We start from the raw sequence: 16,777 nt of genomic DNA, 5'->3' as shown, positions 1-16,777 counted from the left end.
CGCGCATGGACGCTGTCACGTTCGACGGCCACGGCGACACCGAGGTCATCGGCTACGACGAGGTCCCGGACCCCGAGGTCGGGCGGGACGAGGTACTGGTGGACGTGAAGGCGGGCGCGCTCAACCACCTCGACGTGTGGACGCGCCGCGGGATGCCCGGCCTCGACCTGGAGATGCCCCACGTGCCGGGCAGCGACGGCGCGGGCGTCGTCACCGAGGTCGGCGCGGCCGTCACGCGTTTCTCGGCGGGCGACCGCGTCGCGCTCTCTGCAGGCGTCTCGTGTGGGGACTGTGAGTTCTGTCGGAACGGCGAGTACCCGCTGTGTGCGTCCTTCCACGTCATCGGCGAGCACGTGCCGGGCGTCCACAGCGAGTACGCCGCGATTCCGGCGGACAACCTCGTCCCGGTGCCCGACCACGTCGACTGGGAGACGGCGGCGGCCGCACCGCTGGTGTTCCAGACGGCGTGGCGGATGCTGAACACCCGAGCGGACGTCTCGCCCGGCGAGTCAGTGCTCGTCTTGGGGGCGAGCGGCGGCGTCGGCCACGCGGCCGTCCAGATTGCCGACCACGCCGGCGCGGAGGTGTACGCGACGGCGAGCACCGAGGAGAAACTCCGGTACGCCGAGGAACTCGGTGCCGATCACGTCGTGAACTACGAGGAAGCGGACTTCGCCGACGAGATTCGCGCGGAGACCGGCAAGCGCGGCGTCGACGTGGTCGTCGACCACGTCGGCGAGGCGACCTGGGACGACTCCCTGCAGTCGCTGGCGAAGGGGGGCCGGCTCGTCACCTGCGGCGCGACCACCGGTGGCCGGCCCGAGACTCACGTCCAGCGCGTGTTCTGGAATCAACTGGACATCCTCGGGTCGACGATGGCGACCCCGGGCGAAGTGGACGACGCCCTCGAACACGTCTGGGACGGCACCTTCGACGTCCGAATCCGGGACGTGTTGCCGATGAGCGAGTCGGCGCGCGCCCACGAACTGCTGGAGAACCGGGAGGGCTTTGGGAAGGTAGTCGTTAGACCCGACAGCGAACTCGACTGATGGTCCAGACCCACGAACCCCAGGAGGCCGCCGGTACCGACGACATGAGCAAGCGCGCGCAGTGGCTTCTGGTCGCCGTCCTCGCGCTCTGCGGGCTGGCCGCGCCCGCGTTCATCTACTGGGTGGGGCCCGGGAGCTTCGGGCTCGGGTTCCGCGACACCTACCTCACGATTCCGATGATTCCCGCGGTTCTTCTGGGCCTGGTCGGCGTCTGGACGGCGATTCGCGGCTGACGCGACGCGGTCAGTCCGCGGTCGCGTCGGGCGCGCGGCGCGGCGACACCGACCACGTCTCCTGCGTGTACGCCATCTCCCAGAAGTCGTGTTCGAGGCGCGCGCTCCGGTGGAACGCCGCCCGCATGTCCTCGCGAGCGCCCGGTCGCTCGTCGGCGAGTCGGTCGACCAGTTCTCGCATCCACGCGACGGTCTCGCGGAACGCGTCGCTGGTGTACTTCTCGACGAACGGCGTGTAGCGGTGCTCGTCGACCGCCAGTTCCGCCATGTGGTCGGCGACATCGAGGTAGCCCTGACCGCAGGGGTAGACGGCGGCTGCGACCGTTGGCAGTCCGCCCTCACGGGCGGCGCGGACGAGGTGGTCCGTGTACGCCTGACAGGTCGGCGCTTTCTCGACGGTTTCGAGGTCCTCGGGAGTGAGGCCGTAGTCGGCGGCGAACTCGCGGTGGAGGTCGAGTTCGTCCGCGACCACGCGGTGTGCGGTCTCCGCTAGCCGGGTGGTCGTCTGTTCGTCGTCGGCGCGCGCGGCCGCCAGCGAGAACACGTCGGCGTAGTCCAGCAGGTAGCGGTAGTCCTGCTCGACCCAGTGCCGGAAGGCGTCGTCGTCGAGCGTGCCGGCGGCGAGTTCCGTGACGAACGGGTGGTCGTACTGCGCGTCCCAGACCGGTTCGGCCTCTGCGAGGAGCGTGTCGCTGAACGCCATACGTAGCCCGTGAACGACCAGCGGCAAATAATCTAGTGGTATAACCAAGTAATACACATCGGCTCGCCCGCAGAGCATTCGTGTCGGGGCGGTCGCGGCGTAGCCGCTCAGCGCACGGCGACGGCCTGACGCTCGAACGTCTCGCCGGTCCACAGCCACGCGTCCAGCGTCGGCGGCCGGGCGGCCAGCGACGCCACGACGTAGACGTGGTCCGGCCAGCGCGCGTGCTCGCGGTCGGACGCGCTCGGGTGGCTCGGCCCAGACGGGTGAGAGTGGTAGAACCCGACGACCTCCCGGTCGGTCGCCTCCGCCTCGTCGAACACCGCGAGCGTCGTCTCCGGGTCGAGTTCGTACCGCACTCGGGGCGCGTCGGCGACGTTCGGGACGCGGCGAACGGCCGTCACGCGCCGAACGACGCCGCCGTCCTCGCGCTCGACGCGCTCGCCGACGAACGCCCCGCAGGCTTCGAGGGGCGCGTCCGCTCGCGCGTGGTCGAGCACGGCGTCGTAGGCGGCGCGCGTGAGGACCAGCACGGCTCCGCATTCGCGGTCGGCACTGAAAAATCGGGGGGTCGGGCGGGCGCTGCGTTACTCGCGTTCGCCGTCCGGGACCGGGTCGGCGTCGTCCTCGAAGTCCCGGCGCATCGCGATTTCGAACCACGGGCACAGCCGGAGCTGGCGGTAGTACCGGGGGTTCTCGTAGAGGTCCTCGTAGTCGACCCACATCGCGCCGCCGACCTCCTCGGGGTCGCGGTCGAAGCTCGTGTCGTGGAGCGTCGCCTGCAGGACGGCACAGACCTCCCACTCCAGGCCCTGGTCGAGGTACCGGCGCTTGTACTCGAAGCGGTCCGTGACCTCCAGGTCGCCGTACTGGTCGGCGGTGATGCCGAGTTCCTCCTCCAGGCGCTCCCGGGTAGCCTCCTTCTGACTCTGGCCCTCGACGGGGTGGCTGGCGACGGTGCCGTCCCAGTACGTGTCCCAGAGGCGCTTGCGTTCGGCGCGCTGCGCGAGCAGGATGCGACCGTCCTCGTCGAACAGCAGGCAGGTGAACGCGCGGTGGCGGACGCCGTCGCCGGTGTGGGCGTCGAGGCGGTTGGCCAGTCCCTCGCGCTCGTCGAAGGCGTCGACCGCGACGACAGCCTGCTCGGCGTTCTCGGCCGTCTCGTCGTCCCGTTCGGACTCCACGGGGACGCTCGGCTCGGTCTCGCTCATGTGCTCACGGACGACCACCCTCCCTAATAGCGCTTCGACTCAGCCGAGCTTCTCGTCGAGAATCAGCCGCGTGCGCGTGGAGACGACCGACTCCTGTTCGCGGGCTTTGGTCATCAGGTCGTTGACGCCGCCGGTGTCCGCGGCGTCGACGACGAGCACGATGTCGTCCTCGCCGGAGACCTGCCAGACGTGGTCGACGGCGTCCCACTCCACCATCCGGTCGCCGACCTCGTTCGTGTCGACGTCCATCGCGACCCCGATTTCGATCATCGCCTTGACGTTGCCCGTGGAGGTGGCGACGGTGAAGCGCTCGATGACATCGTCCTCGATGAGCTGGTCGACGCGGTTCCGGACGGTGCCCTCGCTGACGCCGATGTCCTCGGCGATTTCGGTGTACGGCGTTCGGGCGTCTCGCCGGAGCGCGTCCAGAATCTGACGGTCGACGTCGTCCATACCCTCCGTTGTGGCACCCACACAAAAAGGATTGCGAAAATCGTAACTCAGCTTCGAAAGGAAGGTTTATACTTCCGAGCTTCGTGTGAATCTCGTAATGACAGACGCCTACCTCGCGCTGGAGACCGGTGACGTCGTCGAGGCGAACGCCCGCGCGCCAGGCGCGGCGCGGGGCGAACTCGTGTTCACGACCGCCTACACCGGCTACGAGGAGAGTCTCACCGACCCGTCCTACGAGGCACAGGTGCTCACGTTCGCGTACCCGCTCGTCGGCAACTACGGCGTCCGCGAGGACCGCATGGAGTCCGACCGCGTCCACCCGAGCGCCGTCGTCGCCCGCGAACTCACCGACGACGTGGCCGACTGGCTTCGCGACGAGGGCGTCCCCGCCGTCGACGGCCTCGACACCCGCGACCTCGTCCTCGACATCCGCGAGGGCGGCGCGATGCAGGTCGGCGTCTCCGCCGGCCCGGACGCCAGCCCCGCGGAGGCCCGCGCCCAGCTCGCTGACTGTCCGGAACTCTCGGACCTCACGGACATCGGCGCGCGCGTCAGCGTCGACAGCGTCCGGACCTACGGCGACGGCGACACCGACGTGGCGCTCGTCGACTGCGGGGCGAAGCGCTCCATCGTCGACTCGCTCGTCGACCGCGGTGCCACGGTCCACCGCCTCCCCTACGACGCCACGCCCGCCGACGTCGACGCAATCGACCCCGACGTGCTGTTCGTCTCGAACGGCCCGGGGGACCCCGCGAACTTCGACGCCGCCGAACGTCTCGTCGACGAGTACGTCGGCGACGTCCCGGTCGCTGGCATCTGTCTCGGCCAGCAGGTCGTCGCCCGCGCGCTCGGCGGCGACACCGAGAAGATGGCGTTCGGCCACCGCGGCGTCAACCAGCCCGTCCTCGACCACGACTCCGGGCGCGTCGTCATGACCACGCAGAACCACGGCTACACCGTCGCCGACCCCGGCGACCTCGAAGTCACGCAAGTCAACGTCAACGACGACACGCCGGAGGCCCTCGACTCCGACGAACTCGGCGTCCTCACCCGCCAGTACCACCCCGAAGCCAACCCCGGCCCGAACGACACGCTGGACTTCTTCGACGACGTGCTCGCGATGCCCGAGACGCGTCGAGTGACACCCGCCGCCGACTGACGGCGTTTTGACTGCGGCGGTCCACTGCCGGGACGCCCGAAGCCGTCCGTGGAGTCGCGCCCTCTTCTCGATACTGTCTGGCTGCCGCGTTCGTCGCAGTGGCGTTTCAGCCGTCAGCTCCGGGCTTGCTGGACCAGATACCATGCTGCGACGGCGGCTGCGATGGCACCGATGAGGGCTGGCACGAACGAGTCGGGGTTGGACCACGACCAGTCGAAGAGCAGTCGTCCGAGGATTGCGACGGCAACGACAACGATTCCGATGACGGTGCCGAGCGAGGACGTGTCTCGTTGGAATATTGGCGTCATACCCAGACAGTATGAACACGCACACAAAATAGTTGTTCGAGTTACACTACACAGCCACTCCATTTCGGCTTCGGCCGAAGCGCCGAGCGCCGGTCGGCCCCGATCCAGTACCCGGATTTAGCCGTCCGAGCCTCGAATCAGGCCACAACTGCTAACTTGTGTCTCGATTATTAATCTGTCCGAGCGACCGCACCGGGTGAAATCTCGCGCCTGCAGATATACCGCCAGCGCGCCTCAACACCCACATGGAACGCACAGTATCACGGCGTGCCCTGCTCTGCGCAGTACCACCTGCGTCGCTGGCGATGCTCGCCGGCTGTTCGTCTATCCTCTCAGAGACGAACCCCGATGTTGTCGTGTTCAACCAGACCGGCGAGAGCGTCGAAGTCACCATCGAAGTCACGGACCGCTCCACCGGGGAGACTGTCCTGTCGGACACGGCCACCATCGAGCCCAGTCAGGCCTCGGAGTACCCTGACGCACTCCCCGACTCAGGGGATTTCAGCGCCACCGTTCAGACGGCCGGGGAGCTGTCAGGACAACACGCGTGGGCGGTCACCTCCGAAGACCAGTCCCTGCAAGTCCGAGTGCAGAACGATACTGTCGAGTTCGATACGGTCACGCCGTGAACGAGCTGTCGGCGGGGAGGTACTCGGAGCCGAATCGTTCGCCGCCAAACCGGGTACTGGGGACAGCGGCACTCGGGGGACGACAACGAGAGGGACTGCTACCCTGACAGTCGTCCGCGTGCTACTCTGACTACACGTAGGCTCCTCGCTCCCGGAACACGGCTTCGACTGCCGACTCGGTCACGAGGTACGTGGTGTTCGTGCGGCCGTCGCCGTCCGCCGACCGCGTCGAGTAGCCGAATGGCTGCTTCACGCGGACGTAGACGCCGGGCTCGTTGCGCGCGAGGACGGTCTCTTCTCTGCCCGTGACTGTCGCCGCGACCACGTAGGGCTGGACCTTCCCGTTCGTTCCCAGTTCGCGGTCGACGTACGCGCGTTCGTGCCGGGCCGCCGCCTCGATTGCCGATTCGTCGGTGAGCCGGTCGGGGGGCTCGGGGTACGGTTCGAAGTCCTGCTGCTGGCCGCCCCCACCGACGAGCGGACCGCTACCGACGAGCAGGTAGCCGACGGCGAGGACGACGAGGACGACTGCCAACCGCCTGCGACTCCGCCTCACGGCGGGTCCGACGGCGCACTGCTACTACACCGTGTGGCCGGTCGCGTTCAGCCCCAGGTCTCGTCGCGAATCGGGCGGTCACCGACCGGCGCGACATCGAGGTCGCCGTCGGCGGCCGCCAGCCCCTCCAGCATCGCCTCGGCCGCAGCAGCCGTGGAGACGTAGGGAATCTCTTCCTCGACGGCCGTCGTCAGCGCGGCCTGGTCGTCACTCGCGAGGAACTCGACCTCGCCGCGACGGATTGCCGCGGGCACGTCCTCGGTCTCGGCGACCTCGAAGTGCTCGTCGAAGCCCTCGACCGGAAGGTCGACGACCGCCGTCGACCCGGGCTCGGGGGCGTTGAACGCGGCGGTCTGTGCCTTCCAGTACGCCATCCCGGGGTCGCTGGCGGTGCCCATGACCTCGCCCGTGGACTTCATCTCCGGGCCGAGCCGGGGGTCCGACTCCGGCAGGCGGTCGAACGGCAGCACGACCTCCTTGACACTGTACTGCTCGGGCACGCCCTCACTAGCACCCAGGTCGGCCAGTGACTCGCCCGCCATCACCCTCGCCGCGAGCTTCGCGATGGGGACGCCCGTCGCCTTCGAGACGAACGGCACCGTCCGGGACGAGCGCGGGTTCGCTTCGAGGACGTACACCTCGCCGTCCTGCACCGCGAGCTGGACGTTCAGCAGCCCGACCGTGTCCAGCGCCTGCGCGATTTCCTCGGTGACCTCCCGCACCCGGCCGAGGGTGTCGTCGTCGAGGCTCCGGGGCGGAATCACGCACGCCGAGTCACCGGAGTGCACACCGGCGGACTCGACGTGCTCCATCACGCCGCCGAGCAGCACGTCCTCGCCGTCGGAGACGGCGTCCACGTCGAGTTCGACGGCGTCGGCGAGGAACTCGTCGACGAGAATCGGCTTGTCCGGGCTGACGCGGACCGCCTCCTCGACGTAGTGGCGGAGTTCGTCGTCGTCGTGGACGACTTCCATCGCGCGCCCGCCGAGCACGTAGCTCGGGCGAACCAGCACCGGGTAGCCGACCTCGTTCGCGAGGTCGAGCGCCTCGGACTCGCTCGTCGCGGAGCCGCCCCGCGGCTGGCTGATGCCCAGTTCGCCCATGAGGCGGTTGAAGCGGTCGCGGTCCTCCGCGAGGTCCATCGCGTCCACGCTGGTCCCCATGACCTCGCAGTCGAGGCCGCGGCGCTCCAGTTCCGCTTCGAGCGGGTCGCCGACGTCGACGCTCGTCTGGCCGCCGAACTGCACCATCACGCCGTCGGCGTTCGTCGTCTCCACGACGTCCGCGACCTCCTCGGCGGTGATGGGTTCGAAGAACAGGCCGTCGGAGGTGTCGTAGTCCGTCGACACCGTCTCCGGGTTGTTGTTCACGACGTGGGTCTCGATGCCCTGCTCGCGCAGCGCACGGACGGCGTGGACCGTGCAGTAGTCGAACTCGACGCCCTGTCCGATGCGGATTGGGCCGCCGCCGACGATGACGACGCTCTCGGCGTCCCGGTCGGCCTGCACCTCGTTCCGGGTGGACCCCGAGGAGCGCGCCGAGTAGTAGTACGGCGTCGAGGCGGCGAACTCGCCCGCGCAGGTGTCGACCTGCTTGAACGTCCGGTCGGGAGCCGACTCCTCAACGTCCCCGACCGCCACGTCACCGCCGTCGGAGGCGAGTTCGGCGACTTCGCTGTTCGTGTAGCCGAGCTGTGCGGGCGTCGCGAAGTCGCCCTCGCTGGCGGCCGCGGAGGCCGCTGCGACGTTCTGGAAGCGTTCGAGGTACCAGTCGCGGTAGCCGGTGAGGTCGTTCACTTCGTCGACGGTGAAGCCGCGCTCGAACGCCTCGAAGACCGCGTACGGGCGGTCCGGTGTCGGCGATTCGAGGTAGTCGGCGCGGAGCTCGTCATCGCCCACCTCGTTCCAGTCGACGCTCGGGTCGTACTCCGAGGACCGCAGCGCCTTCAGCAGGCTCTCCTCGAAGGTGCGCCCGATGGCCATCGCCTCCCCGGTCGACTTCATCGCCGTGGAGAGTTCGAAGTCGACTTCGGGGAACTTGTCGTTCGGCCACCGCGGCACCTTCGTCACCACGTAGTCGATTGCGGGCTCGAAGGCCGCGGTGGTCTGGCCCGTGATCTCGTTCTCGATTTCGTGGAGGCGCTTGCCGAGCGCGACCTTCGCCGTGACGCGGGCAATGGGGTAGCCGGTCGCCTTCGACGCGAGCGCGGAGGACCGGGAGACGCGCGGATTCACTTCGACGACGCGGTACTCGCCGCCCGGTGTGCCGTCGTCGCGCCACGCGAACTGGATGTTGCAGCCGCCCTGGATGCCGAGGTCGCGGATGACTTCGAGCGCGGCGTCCCGCATCTCCTGGTGGCCGTCGTCCGGGATGACCTGACTCGGCGTGACGACCGTCGATTCGCCCGTGTGGATACCCATCGGGTCGATGTTCTCCATGTTGCAGACGATGATACAGGAGTCGCCGGCGTCCCGCATCACCTCGTACTCCAGTTCCACCCACCCCGAGATGGACTCCGTGACCAGCACCTCGGAGTTCCGGGAGAGCCGCAGGCCCTTCCGCACGCGACTCACCAGCTCCTCGAAGTCGTGGACGACGCCGGAGCCGCTGCCGCCGAGCGTGTACGTCGTGCGGGCGATGACCGGCAGCCCGCCGACCGCCTCGACCGCGTCGTCGACGCGCTCGCGGAGCGCGACCTCGTCCATGTCGGTCACCGTCTCGTCGTCGCCGAGGTCGATGGTCGTCGACGCGGGCACCGGTTGCCCGAGGTCCTCCATGCGCTGGCGGAACAGGTCGCGGTCCTCGGTCGCGTAGATGGTGTCCAGCGGCGTCCCCATCACGTCCACGTCGTGCTCGTCGAGGACGCCCTGCTCGGCGAGCTCGGCCGTGACGTTCAGCCCGGTCTGGCCGCCGAGCCCGGCGATGACGCCGTCCGGGTTCTCCTGTTCGATGACCTCGGCGATGGCGTCGGGCTCGATGGGCTCGATGTACACCGCGTCGGCCATCTCCGGGTCCGTCATGATGGTCGCGGGGTTCGAGTTCACGAGCACGACCCGTGCGCCCTCCTCCTGGAGCGCTCGGCAGGCCTGTGCGCCCGAGTAGTCGAACTCCGCTGCCTGACCGATCTGGATCGGTCCACTCCCGATGAGCAGAATCGTCCGGTCGTCCTCGCTCATGTGTTACTCGACCGAAGTTCGGTCATCGTAATAAGCTACACGGAACTGTGCGATGCTCGGAACTCAATTACGAAAATCGTAGCAATCCGCCGCCCGAATCACGCCAACGACAACCACACCACCCAAACGGCCTTACGCTGCGTCCGTGTCTCCGGTCGCATGAAGCTCGTCCGTCGGTGACGCTGGGGTCACCCCGCCGGGCCCGCACAGCGCGGTAGCGCCGGCTACACCACGTTCTCACTCGCCCAGCGACGGCCACCGCGGCCGCAGCGACAGCCACACACCGACGATGACAGACGACAGCACCACGACGACGACGGCACAGCACACCGACCGACTCACCGAACTCGCAACCCACGCGACCGAACTTCACGGGACGGACCCCGAACTCCCCGCGGACGACCTCGACGCGCTCCGCGACCGCCTCGCCGACGTCCGGTTCTTCGGCGTCGACGCACAGTACACACAGGGCCCCGTCGACGCGCTCCGCGCGTTCTTCGAGACGGTGGACCCGGACTTCCTCGACGGCGTGGGCGGCGACCTCGACGAAGCGGCCGACGGCGGCATCCCGCCCCAGCAGGACGACGATGTCGACGAGCGGGTCGCCGCGGCAGACCGTCTCGTTCCCCGAATTCGGGCCCAGCTCGATGCGCACAGCGGCGAGTACGCCGCCACGACCAGCGAGGACCGCGTGGCGCTCGCACGGCGGCACTGCCGCGTGCTCGAACAGGCAACCGAACGCAAGCGCCACGTCCCCGACGACCCCCGGGAGGCCGACACGCTGGCGCACGCACAGGTCCGGGACGAAGCGATGGCCGAGAACGCCGAGTGGGTGCGGGCGTTCACCGGCACGGACACGCTCTCAGTCTGGGCTCACGACGCGCACGTCGCCCGTACCGGGCTCCAGTACGGCGAGCGCGTCCCCTCGCTCGGCCAGCACCTCGCCGTCCGCCACGGCGACGACTACTGGGCGCTCGGATTCGCGTTCGCTCGCGGCGGCTTCCAGGCCATCGACACCGCCGAAGACACGGAGAACGAGCTCACCGGTCACGAACTCGACGACCCGCTGGACGACACCATCGAGGCCGCGCTCGACGACGCGGTCGACTCGCCAGCGGTCGTCGACCTCCGGTCGGCACGCGACGAGGAACGGCTCACTGACTGGCTCGCTCGCCGCCCGCACTTCGAGACCGGCGCGACGTTCGACCCGGACAGGAACGCCACCGACAGGCTGCTGACCTACGATTACACGGACGCGTTCGACGCCCTGTGCTGGATTCCGGAGACCACCCGCGCACGCCCACTCGGAAACTGACCGAGGCCACTTCGGCGCGCCGGCCGCGTCGCCGCAGTCGGTAACAAGCCGGCCAACCAGTGGCCAGCGAGTCTTATCAGCCGGGGACTCCTCTGTTCGGCCATGTTGGAATCTGAGCCAGGCGGCGAGTTCGACCTCGACGACCTGCCAGACGACGTCAACCAAGCGGCCGTCAAGCGCATGCAAGTCGTGGCGTGGGCCCTCGACGACGCCATTCCCGTCCCCGGCACGAACTACAGGGTGGGTATCGACCCGCTTCTCGGCGTACTGCCGGTCGGCGGCGACGCCGCGTCGGGCGCAATCTCCCTGTACCTCGTCGCCGAGTCCGCGCGCCTCGGCGTCTCCCGGGGGAAACTGGCCGCGATGCTCGTGAACGTTCTCCTCGACACCGGCATCGGCTCCATCCCCGTGGTCGGTGACCTCTTCGACGCGGGGTGGAAGGCGAACAAGCGCAACCTCGCGCTCGCGCTCGAGGACCTCTCGGTCACGGAAATCCGCGTGAGCGACGACTAGAGAGACCCAGTCAGCGCGCGTCGGCGTCCCGCGGCCCGGACTCGTCGTCCCACTCGCGGGCACCCCGGTAGGCGTCGACGAACTCGCTCACGTCGAACTCCGCCATCTGCGCCTCGAACTGTTCGGCCGCCGCGTCGTCGGCGTGACTGACGGCGTGGTCCATCAACTCCACCATCAGCTCCACGACGACCTCGTGGAGTTCCCGGCCGTCCATCTCCGTCACCCACAGCATCGCGTAACCGACGCTGCCGTCGTTGGCGGCCTCAACCGCGGTGACTTCCTCGGGCAGTTGCTCCATCACCGCGCCCATCAGGTGCGGGGTGCCGAACTCGTCGAAGTTGTCGCTCTCGGCGGGCTCGACGGTCTCCCGCAGCACGTCCGCGATGGACTCGGGGAAGAACCGAGACGGCGGGTGCATGTCCATCACGACCGCGTGCGTGTCGCCACACGAGCACGCGTACTCCCGCATCCCCAGGTCGAAGTCCTTCATGTGGGCGCGCTCGCCACACGGCAAGTCGACCCAGTCGTCGTCCTCGTCCGTGCCCGGGACGCGTGGCTCCGTCATCACCGACCAGTTGGCGGCCGCGGTGGTTAAGCCCCGCGGAGCGCAGCCGGTGTACGCGCATCGCCGCCCGGGAAACATTCATGCCGGCGGCTGTCGACCCCTCCGCATGGCAGTCATCGAGGTCGACTCGCTCACGAAGCGCTACGGCGACCTCACCGCAGTCGACGACGCCTCGTTCGGCGTCGAAGCCGGCGAAGTGTTCGGGTTCCTCGGTCCGAACGGGGCGGGCAAGACGACGACCATCCGGACGCTGCTCGGGATGCAGTCCCCCACGTCCGGCGGCGTCGCCGTCCTCGGCCACGACACCACCGTCGAGTCCGAGCGCCTCGAGGCGCTCGCCGACACCGGCTTTCTCCCCTCGAACCCCCAGTTCGACGAGCAGGCGACCGGCCGAGAGATTCTCGACCTCCACGAGTCCATCAAGGGCGGCGGCCGGCGCGCGGAGCTACTGGACCTGTTCGACCCGCCGCTGGACCGCAAGATTCGCGAGTACTCCACGGGGAACGTCCAGAAACTCGGGGTCGTCCAGGCGTTCATGCACGACCCCGAGGTCGTCGTGATGGACGAACCCACGTCGGGGCTGGACCCCCTGCTGCAGGCGCGGTTCAACGACTTCCTCCGCGCGGAACGCGACCGCGGTGTCACCGCGCTGTTCTCCAGCCACGTCCTCAGCGAGGTGCGGCGGGTCTGTGACCGCGTCGCCGTCATCCGCGACGGGAGGCTGGTCGCCGTCGAGGACGTCCAGTCGCTGCTCGACCGCAGCGGGAAGGTCGTCCGGGCTCGGGTCGCGGGCGACCTACCCGCAGACGCTTTCGACCTCCCCGGCGTCTCGGACCTCACGATGGAACGCGTCGACGGCGCGACGCGCGTCTCCCTGACGTACACCGGCGGGATGGACGCGCTCGTCGACGAACTCGACCGGCACTCGCTGCTCGAACTCGACGTCGAGGAAGCGCCCCTCGAAGACGTCTTCCTCCAGTTCTACGGAGGTGACTCGAGTGCTTGAACTCGCGCGGTACAGCGCCCGCAGGCGACTGCTCGGGATGCTCGGGCTGGCCGTCGGCCTCTCGGCGTTCAGCGCCATGTACGCCGCGTTCTTCCCGTCTCTGACGGGGAATCTCGACCTCGCCGAGTACGTGGGCGCGCTCCCGCCCGTCTTCGTGGAGGCGTTCGGGCTGCGCGCGTTCAACACCATCGAGGGCTTCCTCGCGACCGAACTCTACCAGTTCGCGTGGGTCATCCTGCTCGGGCTCTACGTCGCGTACAGCGCCGCCTCCCTCGTCGCGGGCGACGTGGAGTCTGGCCGGATGGACGTCCTGCTGTCGCTGCCCGTCTCGCGCGCTCGGCTGGTCGGCGAGCAGTTCCTCTCGCTCGCACCCGGCATCGTGCTCGTCAACGTCGTCGTCGCCGCCGCGACCTGGGTCGCGACGCGAGCCATCGGCCACCCCGTCGGCGCGGTCGACCTCGCCGTCGTCCACGCGCTCTCGCTGCCGTACCTGTTCGCGTGCGCCGCCATCGGCCTCGCGTTCAGCGTCGTCGCGGGCCGCGCGAGCGTCGCCCAGCGCGGTGCCGCCGGCACCGTCTTCGCGCTGTTCCTCCTCGAATCGCTGCTCACCAGCACGGACTACGCGTGGGTCGGGGCGGTCGCGCCGATGCGGTACTTCGACCCGACGGCCATCCTCGTGGACGGCATCTACGACGTCGCGGGGGCCGCCATCCTCGCAGTCGGGACGGTCGTGCTTGTCGCCGTCAGCCAGCTGTACTTCCGGCAGACGGACGTGAACTGACGCGATACAGGAGAACAGCGGCCGGGTCAGGCGTCGCTCATCCGCTGGGCGAGCGCCTCGCCGCAGCGCCGGCACTCCGTGACGCGGTACGGCTCCCGCGAGAACGACGGGTTCGCTGCACCGTCGCTCTCCGTCCGCAGTTCGACGGTGACCGAGTGTGGCGTCTCGCGGTCGCAGTTCGAGCACGGCTCGACCATCGCCTCGGCGTCGGGTGGGTGACCGGACATCTGTGTCGACCGAACACAGGGCTGCCGCCGCCTTGTCTCGGTCGCCTAAACGAATTGGGTCCGGCGGCGACTCGGGCTACGGCCAGTCGTCGCGGTCGGGCTCACCGGGGAGGGCGTCCGGCTCGTCGTCCTCCGCGAGCTCCCAGTCGGCGTTCTCCGCGGCGTCCTCCAGCGAGAGGTACTCCCAGCCGACTTCCTCGGCGAGCGCGCGGTCCTCGTCGCTCGTGCCGACGAAGACGTGGCGCTCGGTGTCGAACTGGCCTTTCACGGATTCGAGGCTGTCCTTCCGGCTCTTCGGCCCGGAGAAGAAGTCCTGGCGGATGCGGCGCTTGCGCGTGAAGTTCGTGACGACGTACGTGGGTTCGTCCGACACCACGCCGACGTACTCGGTCCACTGTCGCGCCCCGGCGAACGCGGTCCCGGGCTTGGCGAGTTCCTTCAGCGCGGACAGCTCGAACGCGAGTGTCATGTCCGTGCTCCCGCCGGATTGGCTCATGACGAACGCTCGGACGCGAACGGGAAAAACGGCTTCGGTTGGGGTAGGGGTGTGGGACTCGGACCACGAGTCCGGCAGTCGGGCACGGGGTCAGCGCGCGACGGTGATGCGGTAGTAGCCGGTGAACTTTACGACCTCGCCGTCTGTGAACGCCGCGGCGTCCTCGTCGTCGATGAGGGCAGTGCCGTCGGCGGCTGCCTCGTGGAGTACGGCCTGTGCGCGGTCGTCGAGTTCGTCGAAGTCCCTGACCGGCGCGTGGGTGCCGCCGTCTGTGGCGGCCGCGGCGGGGGACTCGGCTTCGGTCGCGTGGATTGTTGCGTTCATCCAATCACCGGCACTAGTGTGCCATGATAACGTACCACATATATAGGCATAAGCCTGTCGGCGGTCGTCGCCCGGATGCAGGCCAGAAACGGAGTGAGTCGTACGCGAGAACCGGGTGCCGGAGGCCGCCTACTGCTGGGTCGCGGTCGCGAGCTCCTCGATGTCGAAGTTCTCCTGCAGCAGGACGTCCTGCTGGTCCGCGACGACCGCCTCGTCCTTGATGAGCTGCTTGTACTTCGACTGCGGCGCGAGGTTCCCGATGAGGACGCCGCCGACGAGCTGGCCGTCCTTGAACGCGAGCTGCCGCCACTCCGTGTCGCTGTACTTCCGCTCGCAGGTCTCGTCGCCCAGCGTCGGGAAGCCGAAGGAGAGGAACGGGAAGTCGAAGTGCGTGATGGAGTACGAGGACACCCAGCGGAACGGCTCGATGTCGACGTCGTGGCCGCTGTCCGCGAGCATCGTCTTCCCCGCGAGCGCGCCCTGCTGCTTCGCGGAGCCCCAGGAACCGTTCTGCGCGCGCTGGTCGAGGATGGTGTCCCAGTACTGCGTGATGTCACCGGCCGCATAGATGTCCTCGACGTCGGTGCGCATGAACTCGTCCACGTGGACGCCGTTCTCGATGGTGGCGTCCGTGTCCTGGAGAATCTCGACGTTGAAGTCCAGGCCGATGGCGACGCCGACGAAGTCCGACTCGTGGCGCTCGCCGTTCCCGTCGACGGTCGCGACGACCTCGCCGTCGTCGTTCGTCTCGAAGTGGTCCGCGCCGGACTCGAAGACCGGCTCGACGCCCTTCTCGCGGAGCCCATCGTGGATGATTTCCGCGCCCTCCTCGCTGAGCGCGTACCGCCACCAGCGGTTCCCGCGCATCAGGTACTTCGCGTCCACGTCCTGCCCGCCGCAGATGGCCGCCAGGTCGATGCCCAGCAGGCCCGCGCCCACGACGACGCCGGTGTCGGCGTCCTCGGCGTGCTCGCGGATGCGGCGCGCGTCCTCGAACGTCCAGAAGTGGTGGACGCCCTCCGCGTCGGAGTTCTCCACGGGGAGCTGGTTCGGCGTCCCGCCCGCCGCGACGAGCAGCTTGTCGTAGCCGATTTCGTCGCCCTCGTGGGTCTCGATGGTGTGGGCGTCGGGGTTGACTTCCGTGACCAGGGTGTTCAGCCGGAGGTCGATGTCGCGCTCGTCGTACCAGTCCGGGTCGTGGATACTGATAGGGGCTTCCGGGAGCTTCCCCTTCGCGAACTCCTTGATGAGGATGCGGTTGTACAGCGTCTCGCCCTCGTCAGTTACGACTGTGATGTCGGCCTCGGGGGCCTCTTCGTGGAGGGCTTCGGCAGCGGAACTACCCGCGATACCGTCACCGATTATCACGTACGACTCGCTCATACCCGAGGCCACGCCTTCTGGGTTAAAGTGGATTGCTATCTCCTCGGCGGCCCGAATTCGGGGGCTTCGCGCCTTGCAAACAGTTGCCGATGTGTGCGGAAGTTACCCGACGGCGCTGACTCACCCGGGCGGTCGCCGAGTACGCCGACACTTCGTCACCGTAGGCTCACCCAGACGCGCTCGACCGGTCGGCGGCGCGTTCCAGCTACTGGCCCTCCGCACGCCAGTAATACCACCTTACGAGGCGTGAGACGGCTGAATTCTCGTGAACCATCTGGCCGCTTTATCACCCGTCGGGTCGTCGGTCCGAGTGTCCCCTCGCGGGGACTGATTCCACAATGCAGCGCCAGCCAAGCTTCCAGCAGCCACAGCTATCGACAGTCGAACAGCAGCCCGACCAGATCGGCCAGCAGTCCCAGGTCCAGCAGCCCAGCCAGCAGCGCCAGGGCACACGACAGCCACCACAGCGCGAGGTCGCACAGCCACAGGGCCCCCGACAGACCCAGCAGCCAGAGCCCCAGCTTCAGCAGCCACAGTCCCAGATGGTCGGCCAGCAGCAGCCAGGCGCTCGGAGCATTCAGCAGCCGCAGTCCGAAATCGGTGGCCAGCAGCGACCGCAGTCCCAGATTCGACAGCAGCCCCACACTCAGGGCGGCCAGCAGCCACAGAACAGCCAGCAGCAGCCACAGT

Annotated in this window: 21 protein-coding genes; 8 read left to right on the top strand and 13 right to left on the bottom strand. The window is 68.5% G+C overall.

The features are described from left to right. The first annotated feature begins 5 nt into the window (after positions 1-5). The gene (locus BMW35_RS12590; RefSeq protein WP_089669890.1) at positions 6-1,049 is read left to right on the top strand and encodes a zinc-binding dehydrogenase; all 1,044 of its coding nucleotides are present in this window, start codon (positions 6-8) and stop codon (positions 1,047-1,049) included. Continuing rightward, positions 1,049-1,282: a DUF7977 family protein gene (locus tag BMW35_RS12585; RefSeq protein WP_089669889.1), complete on the top strand. Its 234-nt coding sequence runs from the start codon at positions 1,049-1,051 to the stop codon at positions 1,280-1,282. The genes BMW35_RS12590 and BMW35_RS12585 overlap by 1 nt, the downstream gene beginning before the upstream one ends. A 10-nt stretch (positions 1,283-1,292) precedes the next feature. Here BMW35_RS12585 and tenA read toward each other — a convergent pair whose 3' ends face one another. The 4 genes from tenA to BMW35_RS12565 form a co-directional block, all read right to left on the bottom strand. Beyond that, positions 1,293-1,985: a thiaminase II gene (gene tenA, locus BMW35_RS12580; protein ID WP_089669888.1), complete on the bottom strand. Its 693-nt coding sequence runs from the start codon at positions 1,983-1,985 to the stop codon at positions 1,293-1,295. Positions 1,986-2,092: 107 nt separating this feature from the next. Further along, entirely contained in the window at positions 2,093-2,518 is a 426-nt protein-coding gene (locus tag BMW35_RS12575) for a desampylase (RefSeq protein ID WP_089669887.1), read from the bottom strand. A gap of 54 nt (positions 2,519-2,572) precedes the next feature. Beyond that, the gene (locus BMW35_RS12570; RefSeq protein WP_177170840.1) at positions 2,573-3,196 is read right to left on the bottom strand and encodes an isopentenyl-diphosphate Delta-isomerase; all 624 of its coding nucleotides are present in this window, start codon (positions 3,194-3,196) and stop codon (positions 2,573-2,575) included. Positions 3,197-3,235: 39 nt separating this feature from the next. Then, complete coding sequence (locus tag BMW35_RS12565) at positions 3,236-3,649, bottom strand: Lrp/AsnC family transcriptional regulator (protein WP_089669886.1); 414 nt, start codon at positions 3,647-3,649, stop codon at positions 3,236-3,238. A gap of 97 nt (positions 3,650-3,746) precedes the next feature. Here BMW35_RS12565 and carA point away from each other — a divergent pair, with 97 nt between their 5' ends. Next, positions 3,747-4,808 carry a glutamine-hydrolyzing carbamoyl-phosphate synthase small subunit gene (gene carA, locus BMW35_RS12560; RefSeq protein ID WP_089669885.1) on the top strand — a complete coding sequence of 354 codons (1,062 nt, stop codon included), beginning with the start codon at positions 3,747-3,749 and terminating at the stop codon, positions 4,806-4,808. A gap of 113 nt (positions 4,809-4,921) precedes the next feature. On the opposite strand, the gene BMW35_RS12555 is transcribed toward carA, so the two are convergent. Further along, a complete protein-coding gene (locus BMW35_RS12555) occupies positions 4,922-5,116 on the bottom strand; it encodes a hypothetical protein (protein WP_089669884.1) in 195 nt (64 codons plus the stop codon). 245 nt (positions 5,117-5,361) lie between these two features. On the opposite strand from BMW35_RS12555, the gene BMW35_RS12550 reads away from it, so the two are divergent. Further along, positions 5,362-5,745 carry an Ig-like domain-containing protein gene (locus tag BMW35_RS12550; protein ID WP_143052202.1) on the top strand — a complete coding sequence of 128 codons (384 nt, stop codon included), beginning with the start codon at positions 5,362-5,364 and terminating at the stop codon, positions 5,743-5,745. A 130-nt stretch (positions 5,746-5,875) separates the two neighbouring features. Here BMW35_RS12550 and BMW35_RS12545 read toward each other — a convergent pair whose 3' ends face one another. Continuing rightward, positions 5,876-6,301, bottom strand: coding sequence for a hypothetical protein (locus BMW35_RS12545; protein WP_143052201.1), 426 nt, complete (start codon positions 6,299-6,301; stop codon positions 5,876-5,878). A 47-nt stretch (positions 6,302-6,348) separates the two neighbouring features. Further along, positions 6,349-9,477, bottom strand: a complete 3,129-nt coding sequence (gene carB, locus BMW35_RS12540; protein WP_089669881.1) for a carbamoyl-phosphate synthase large subunit — start codon at positions 9,475-9,477, stop codon at positions 6,349-6,351. A gap of 289 nt (positions 9,478-9,766) precedes the next feature. On the opposite strand from carB, the gene BMW35_RS12535 reads away from it, so the two are divergent. Further along, entirely contained in the window at positions 9,767-10,792 is a 1,026-nt protein-coding gene (locus tag BMW35_RS12535; RefSeq protein WP_089669880.1) for an erythromycin esterase family protein, read from the top strand. A gap of 102 nt (positions 10,793-10,894) precedes the next feature. Beyond that, a complete protein-coding gene (locus BMW35_RS12530) occupies positions 10,895-11,305 on the top strand; it encodes a DUF4112 domain-containing protein (protein ID WP_089669879.1) in 411 nt (136 codons plus the stop codon). Between the two features lie 10 nt (positions 11,306-11,315). On the opposite strand, the gene BMW35_RS12525 is transcribed toward BMW35_RS12530, so the two are convergent. Beyond that, on the bottom strand, positions 11,316-11,870 hold the full coding sequence (locus BMW35_RS12525) for a DUF5815 family protein (RefSeq protein ID WP_089669878.1): 555 nt from the start codon (positions 11,868-11,870) through the stop codon (positions 11,316-11,318). Positions 11,871-11,976: 106 nt separating this feature from the next. On the opposite strand from BMW35_RS12525, the gene BMW35_RS12520 reads away from it, so the two are divergent. Together BMW35_RS12520 and BMW35_RS12515 are read left to right on the top strand one after the other, a co-directional pair. Beyond that, positions 11,977-12,876 (top strand): ABC transporter ATP-binding protein, encoded by a 900-nt coding sequence (locus tag BMW35_RS12520; protein WP_089669877.1) that lies wholly within the window; start codon positions 11,977-11,979, stop codon positions 12,874-12,876. After that, the gene (locus tag BMW35_RS12515; protein WP_089669876.1) at positions 12,869-13,657 is read left to right on the top strand and encodes an ABC transporter permease subunit; all 789 of its coding nucleotides are present in this window, start codon (positions 12,869-12,871) and stop codon (positions 13,655-13,657) included. Before BMW35_RS12520 ends, BMW35_RS12515 begins: the two co-directional genes overlap by 8 nt. Positions 13,658-13,683: 26 nt before the next feature. Here the strand turns inward: BMW35_RS12515 and BMW35_RS12510 are convergent, their stop codons facing one another. From BMW35_RS12510 to BMW35_RS15390, 5 genes are all read right to left on the bottom strand, one after another. Beyond that, positions 13,684-13,884: a DUF7835 family putative zinc beta-ribbon protein gene (locus BMW35_RS12510; RefSeq protein ID WP_089669874.1), complete on the bottom strand. Its 201-nt coding sequence runs from the start codon at positions 13,882-13,884 to the stop codon at positions 13,684-13,686. 76 nt (positions 13,885-13,960) lie between these two features. Further along, positions 13,961-14,380, bottom strand: a complete 420-nt coding sequence (locus tag BMW35_RS12505; protein ID WP_089669871.1) for a DUF7124 domain-containing protein — start codon at positions 14,378-14,380, stop codon at positions 13,961-13,963. A 90-nt stretch (positions 14,381-14,470) separates the two neighbouring features. Next, positions 14,471-14,704 carry a DUF7979 domain-containing protein gene (locus tag BMW35_RS12500; RefSeq protein ID WP_089669868.1) on the bottom strand — a complete coding sequence of 78 codons (234 nt, stop codon included), beginning with the start codon at positions 14,702-14,704 and terminating at the stop codon, positions 14,471-14,473. 129 nt (positions 14,705-14,833) lie between these two features. After that, positions 14,834-16,087, bottom strand: coding sequence for an NAD(P)/FAD-dependent oxidoreductase (locus BMW35_RS12495; protein ID WP_089669866.1), 1,254 nt, complete (start codon positions 16,085-16,087; stop codon positions 14,834-14,836). 371 nt (positions 16,088-16,458) lie between these two features. Beyond that, positions 16,459-16,731 carry a hypothetical protein gene (locus BMW35_RS15390; protein WP_143052200.1) on the bottom strand — a complete coding sequence of 91 codons (273 nt, stop codon included), beginning with the start codon at positions 16,729-16,731 and terminating at the stop codon, positions 16,459-16,461. Positions 16,732-16,777: the final 46 nt, after the last annotated feature.

The organism is Halobacterium jilantaiense, assembly GCF_900110535.1.
GTDB classification, from domain to species: Archaea; Halobacteriota; Halobacteria; order Halobacteriales; family Halobacteriaceae; genus Halobacterium; species Halobacterium jilantaiense.
This window is presented reverse-complemented; position numbering and strand designations above follow the sequence as displayed.

Excerpts from the sequence above, each read along its gene's own strand:
- BMW35_RS12590 (WP_089669890.1), top strand. The coding sequence starts at position 6 with ATGGACGCTGTCACGTTCGACGGCCACGGCGACACCGAGGTCATCGGC.
- BMW35_RS12585 (WP_089669889.1), top strand. The coding sequence starts at position 1,049 with ATGGTCCAGACCCACGAACCCCAGGAGGCCGCCGGTACCGACGACATG.
- tenA (WP_089669888.1), bottom strand. The coding sequence starts at position 1,985 with ATGGCGTTCAGCGACACGCTCCTCGCAGAGGCCGAACCGGTCTGGGAC.
- BMW35_RS12570 (WP_177170840.1), bottom strand. The coding sequence starts at position 3,196 with ATGAGCGAGACCGAGCCGAGCGTCCCCGTGGAGTCCGAACGGGACGAC.
- BMW35_RS12565 (WP_089669886.1), bottom strand. The coding sequence starts at position 3,649 with ATGGACGACGTCGACCGTCAGATTCTGGACGCGCTCCGGCGAGACGCC.
- carA (WP_089669885.1), top strand. The coding sequence starts at position 3,747 with ATGACAGACGCCTACCTCGCGCTGGAGACCGGTGACGTCGTCGAGGCG.
- BMW35_RS12555 (WP_089669884.1), bottom strand. The coding sequence starts at position 5,116 with ATGACGCCAATATTCCAACGAGACACGTCCTCGCTCGGCACCGTCATC.
- BMW35_RS12550 (WP_143052202.1), top strand. The coding sequence starts at position 5,362 with ATGGAACGCACAGTATCACGGCGTGCCCTGCTCTGCGCAGTACCACCT.
- carB (WP_089669881.1), bottom strand. The coding sequence starts at position 9,477 with ATGAGCGAGGACGACCGGACGATTCTGCTCATCGGGAGTGGACCGATC.
- BMW35_RS12535 (WP_089669880.1), top strand. The coding sequence starts at position 9,767 with ATGACAGACGACAGCACCACGACGACGACGGCACAGCACACCGACCGA.
- BMW35_RS12530 (WP_089669879.1), top strand. The coding sequence starts at position 10,895 with ATGTTGGAATCTGAGCCAGGCGGCGAGTTCGACCTCGACGACCTGCCA.
- BMW35_RS12525 (WP_089669878.1), bottom strand. The coding sequence starts at position 11,870 with ATGACGGAGCCACGCGTCCCGGGCACGGACGAGGACGACGACTGGGTC.
- BMW35_RS12520 (WP_089669877.1), top strand. The coding sequence starts at position 11,977 with ATGGCAGTCATCGAGGTCGACTCGCTCACGAAGCGCTACGGCGACCTC.
- BMW35_RS12510 (WP_089669874.1), bottom strand. The coding sequence starts at position 13,884 with ATGTCCGGTCACCCACCCGACGCCGAGGCGATGGTCGAGCCGTGCTCG.
- BMW35_RS12505 (WP_089669871.1), bottom strand. The coding sequence starts at position 14,380 with ATGAGCCAATCCGGCGGGAGCACGGACATGACACTCGCGTTCGAGCTG.
- BMW35_RS12500 (WP_089669868.1), bottom strand. The coding sequence starts at position 14,704 with ATGAACGCAACAATCCACGCGACCGAAGCCGAGTCCCCCGCCGCGGCC.
- BMW35_RS12495 (WP_089669866.1), bottom strand. The coding sequence starts at position 16,087 with ATGAGCGAGTCGTACGTGATAATCGGTGACGGTATCGCGGGTAGTTCC.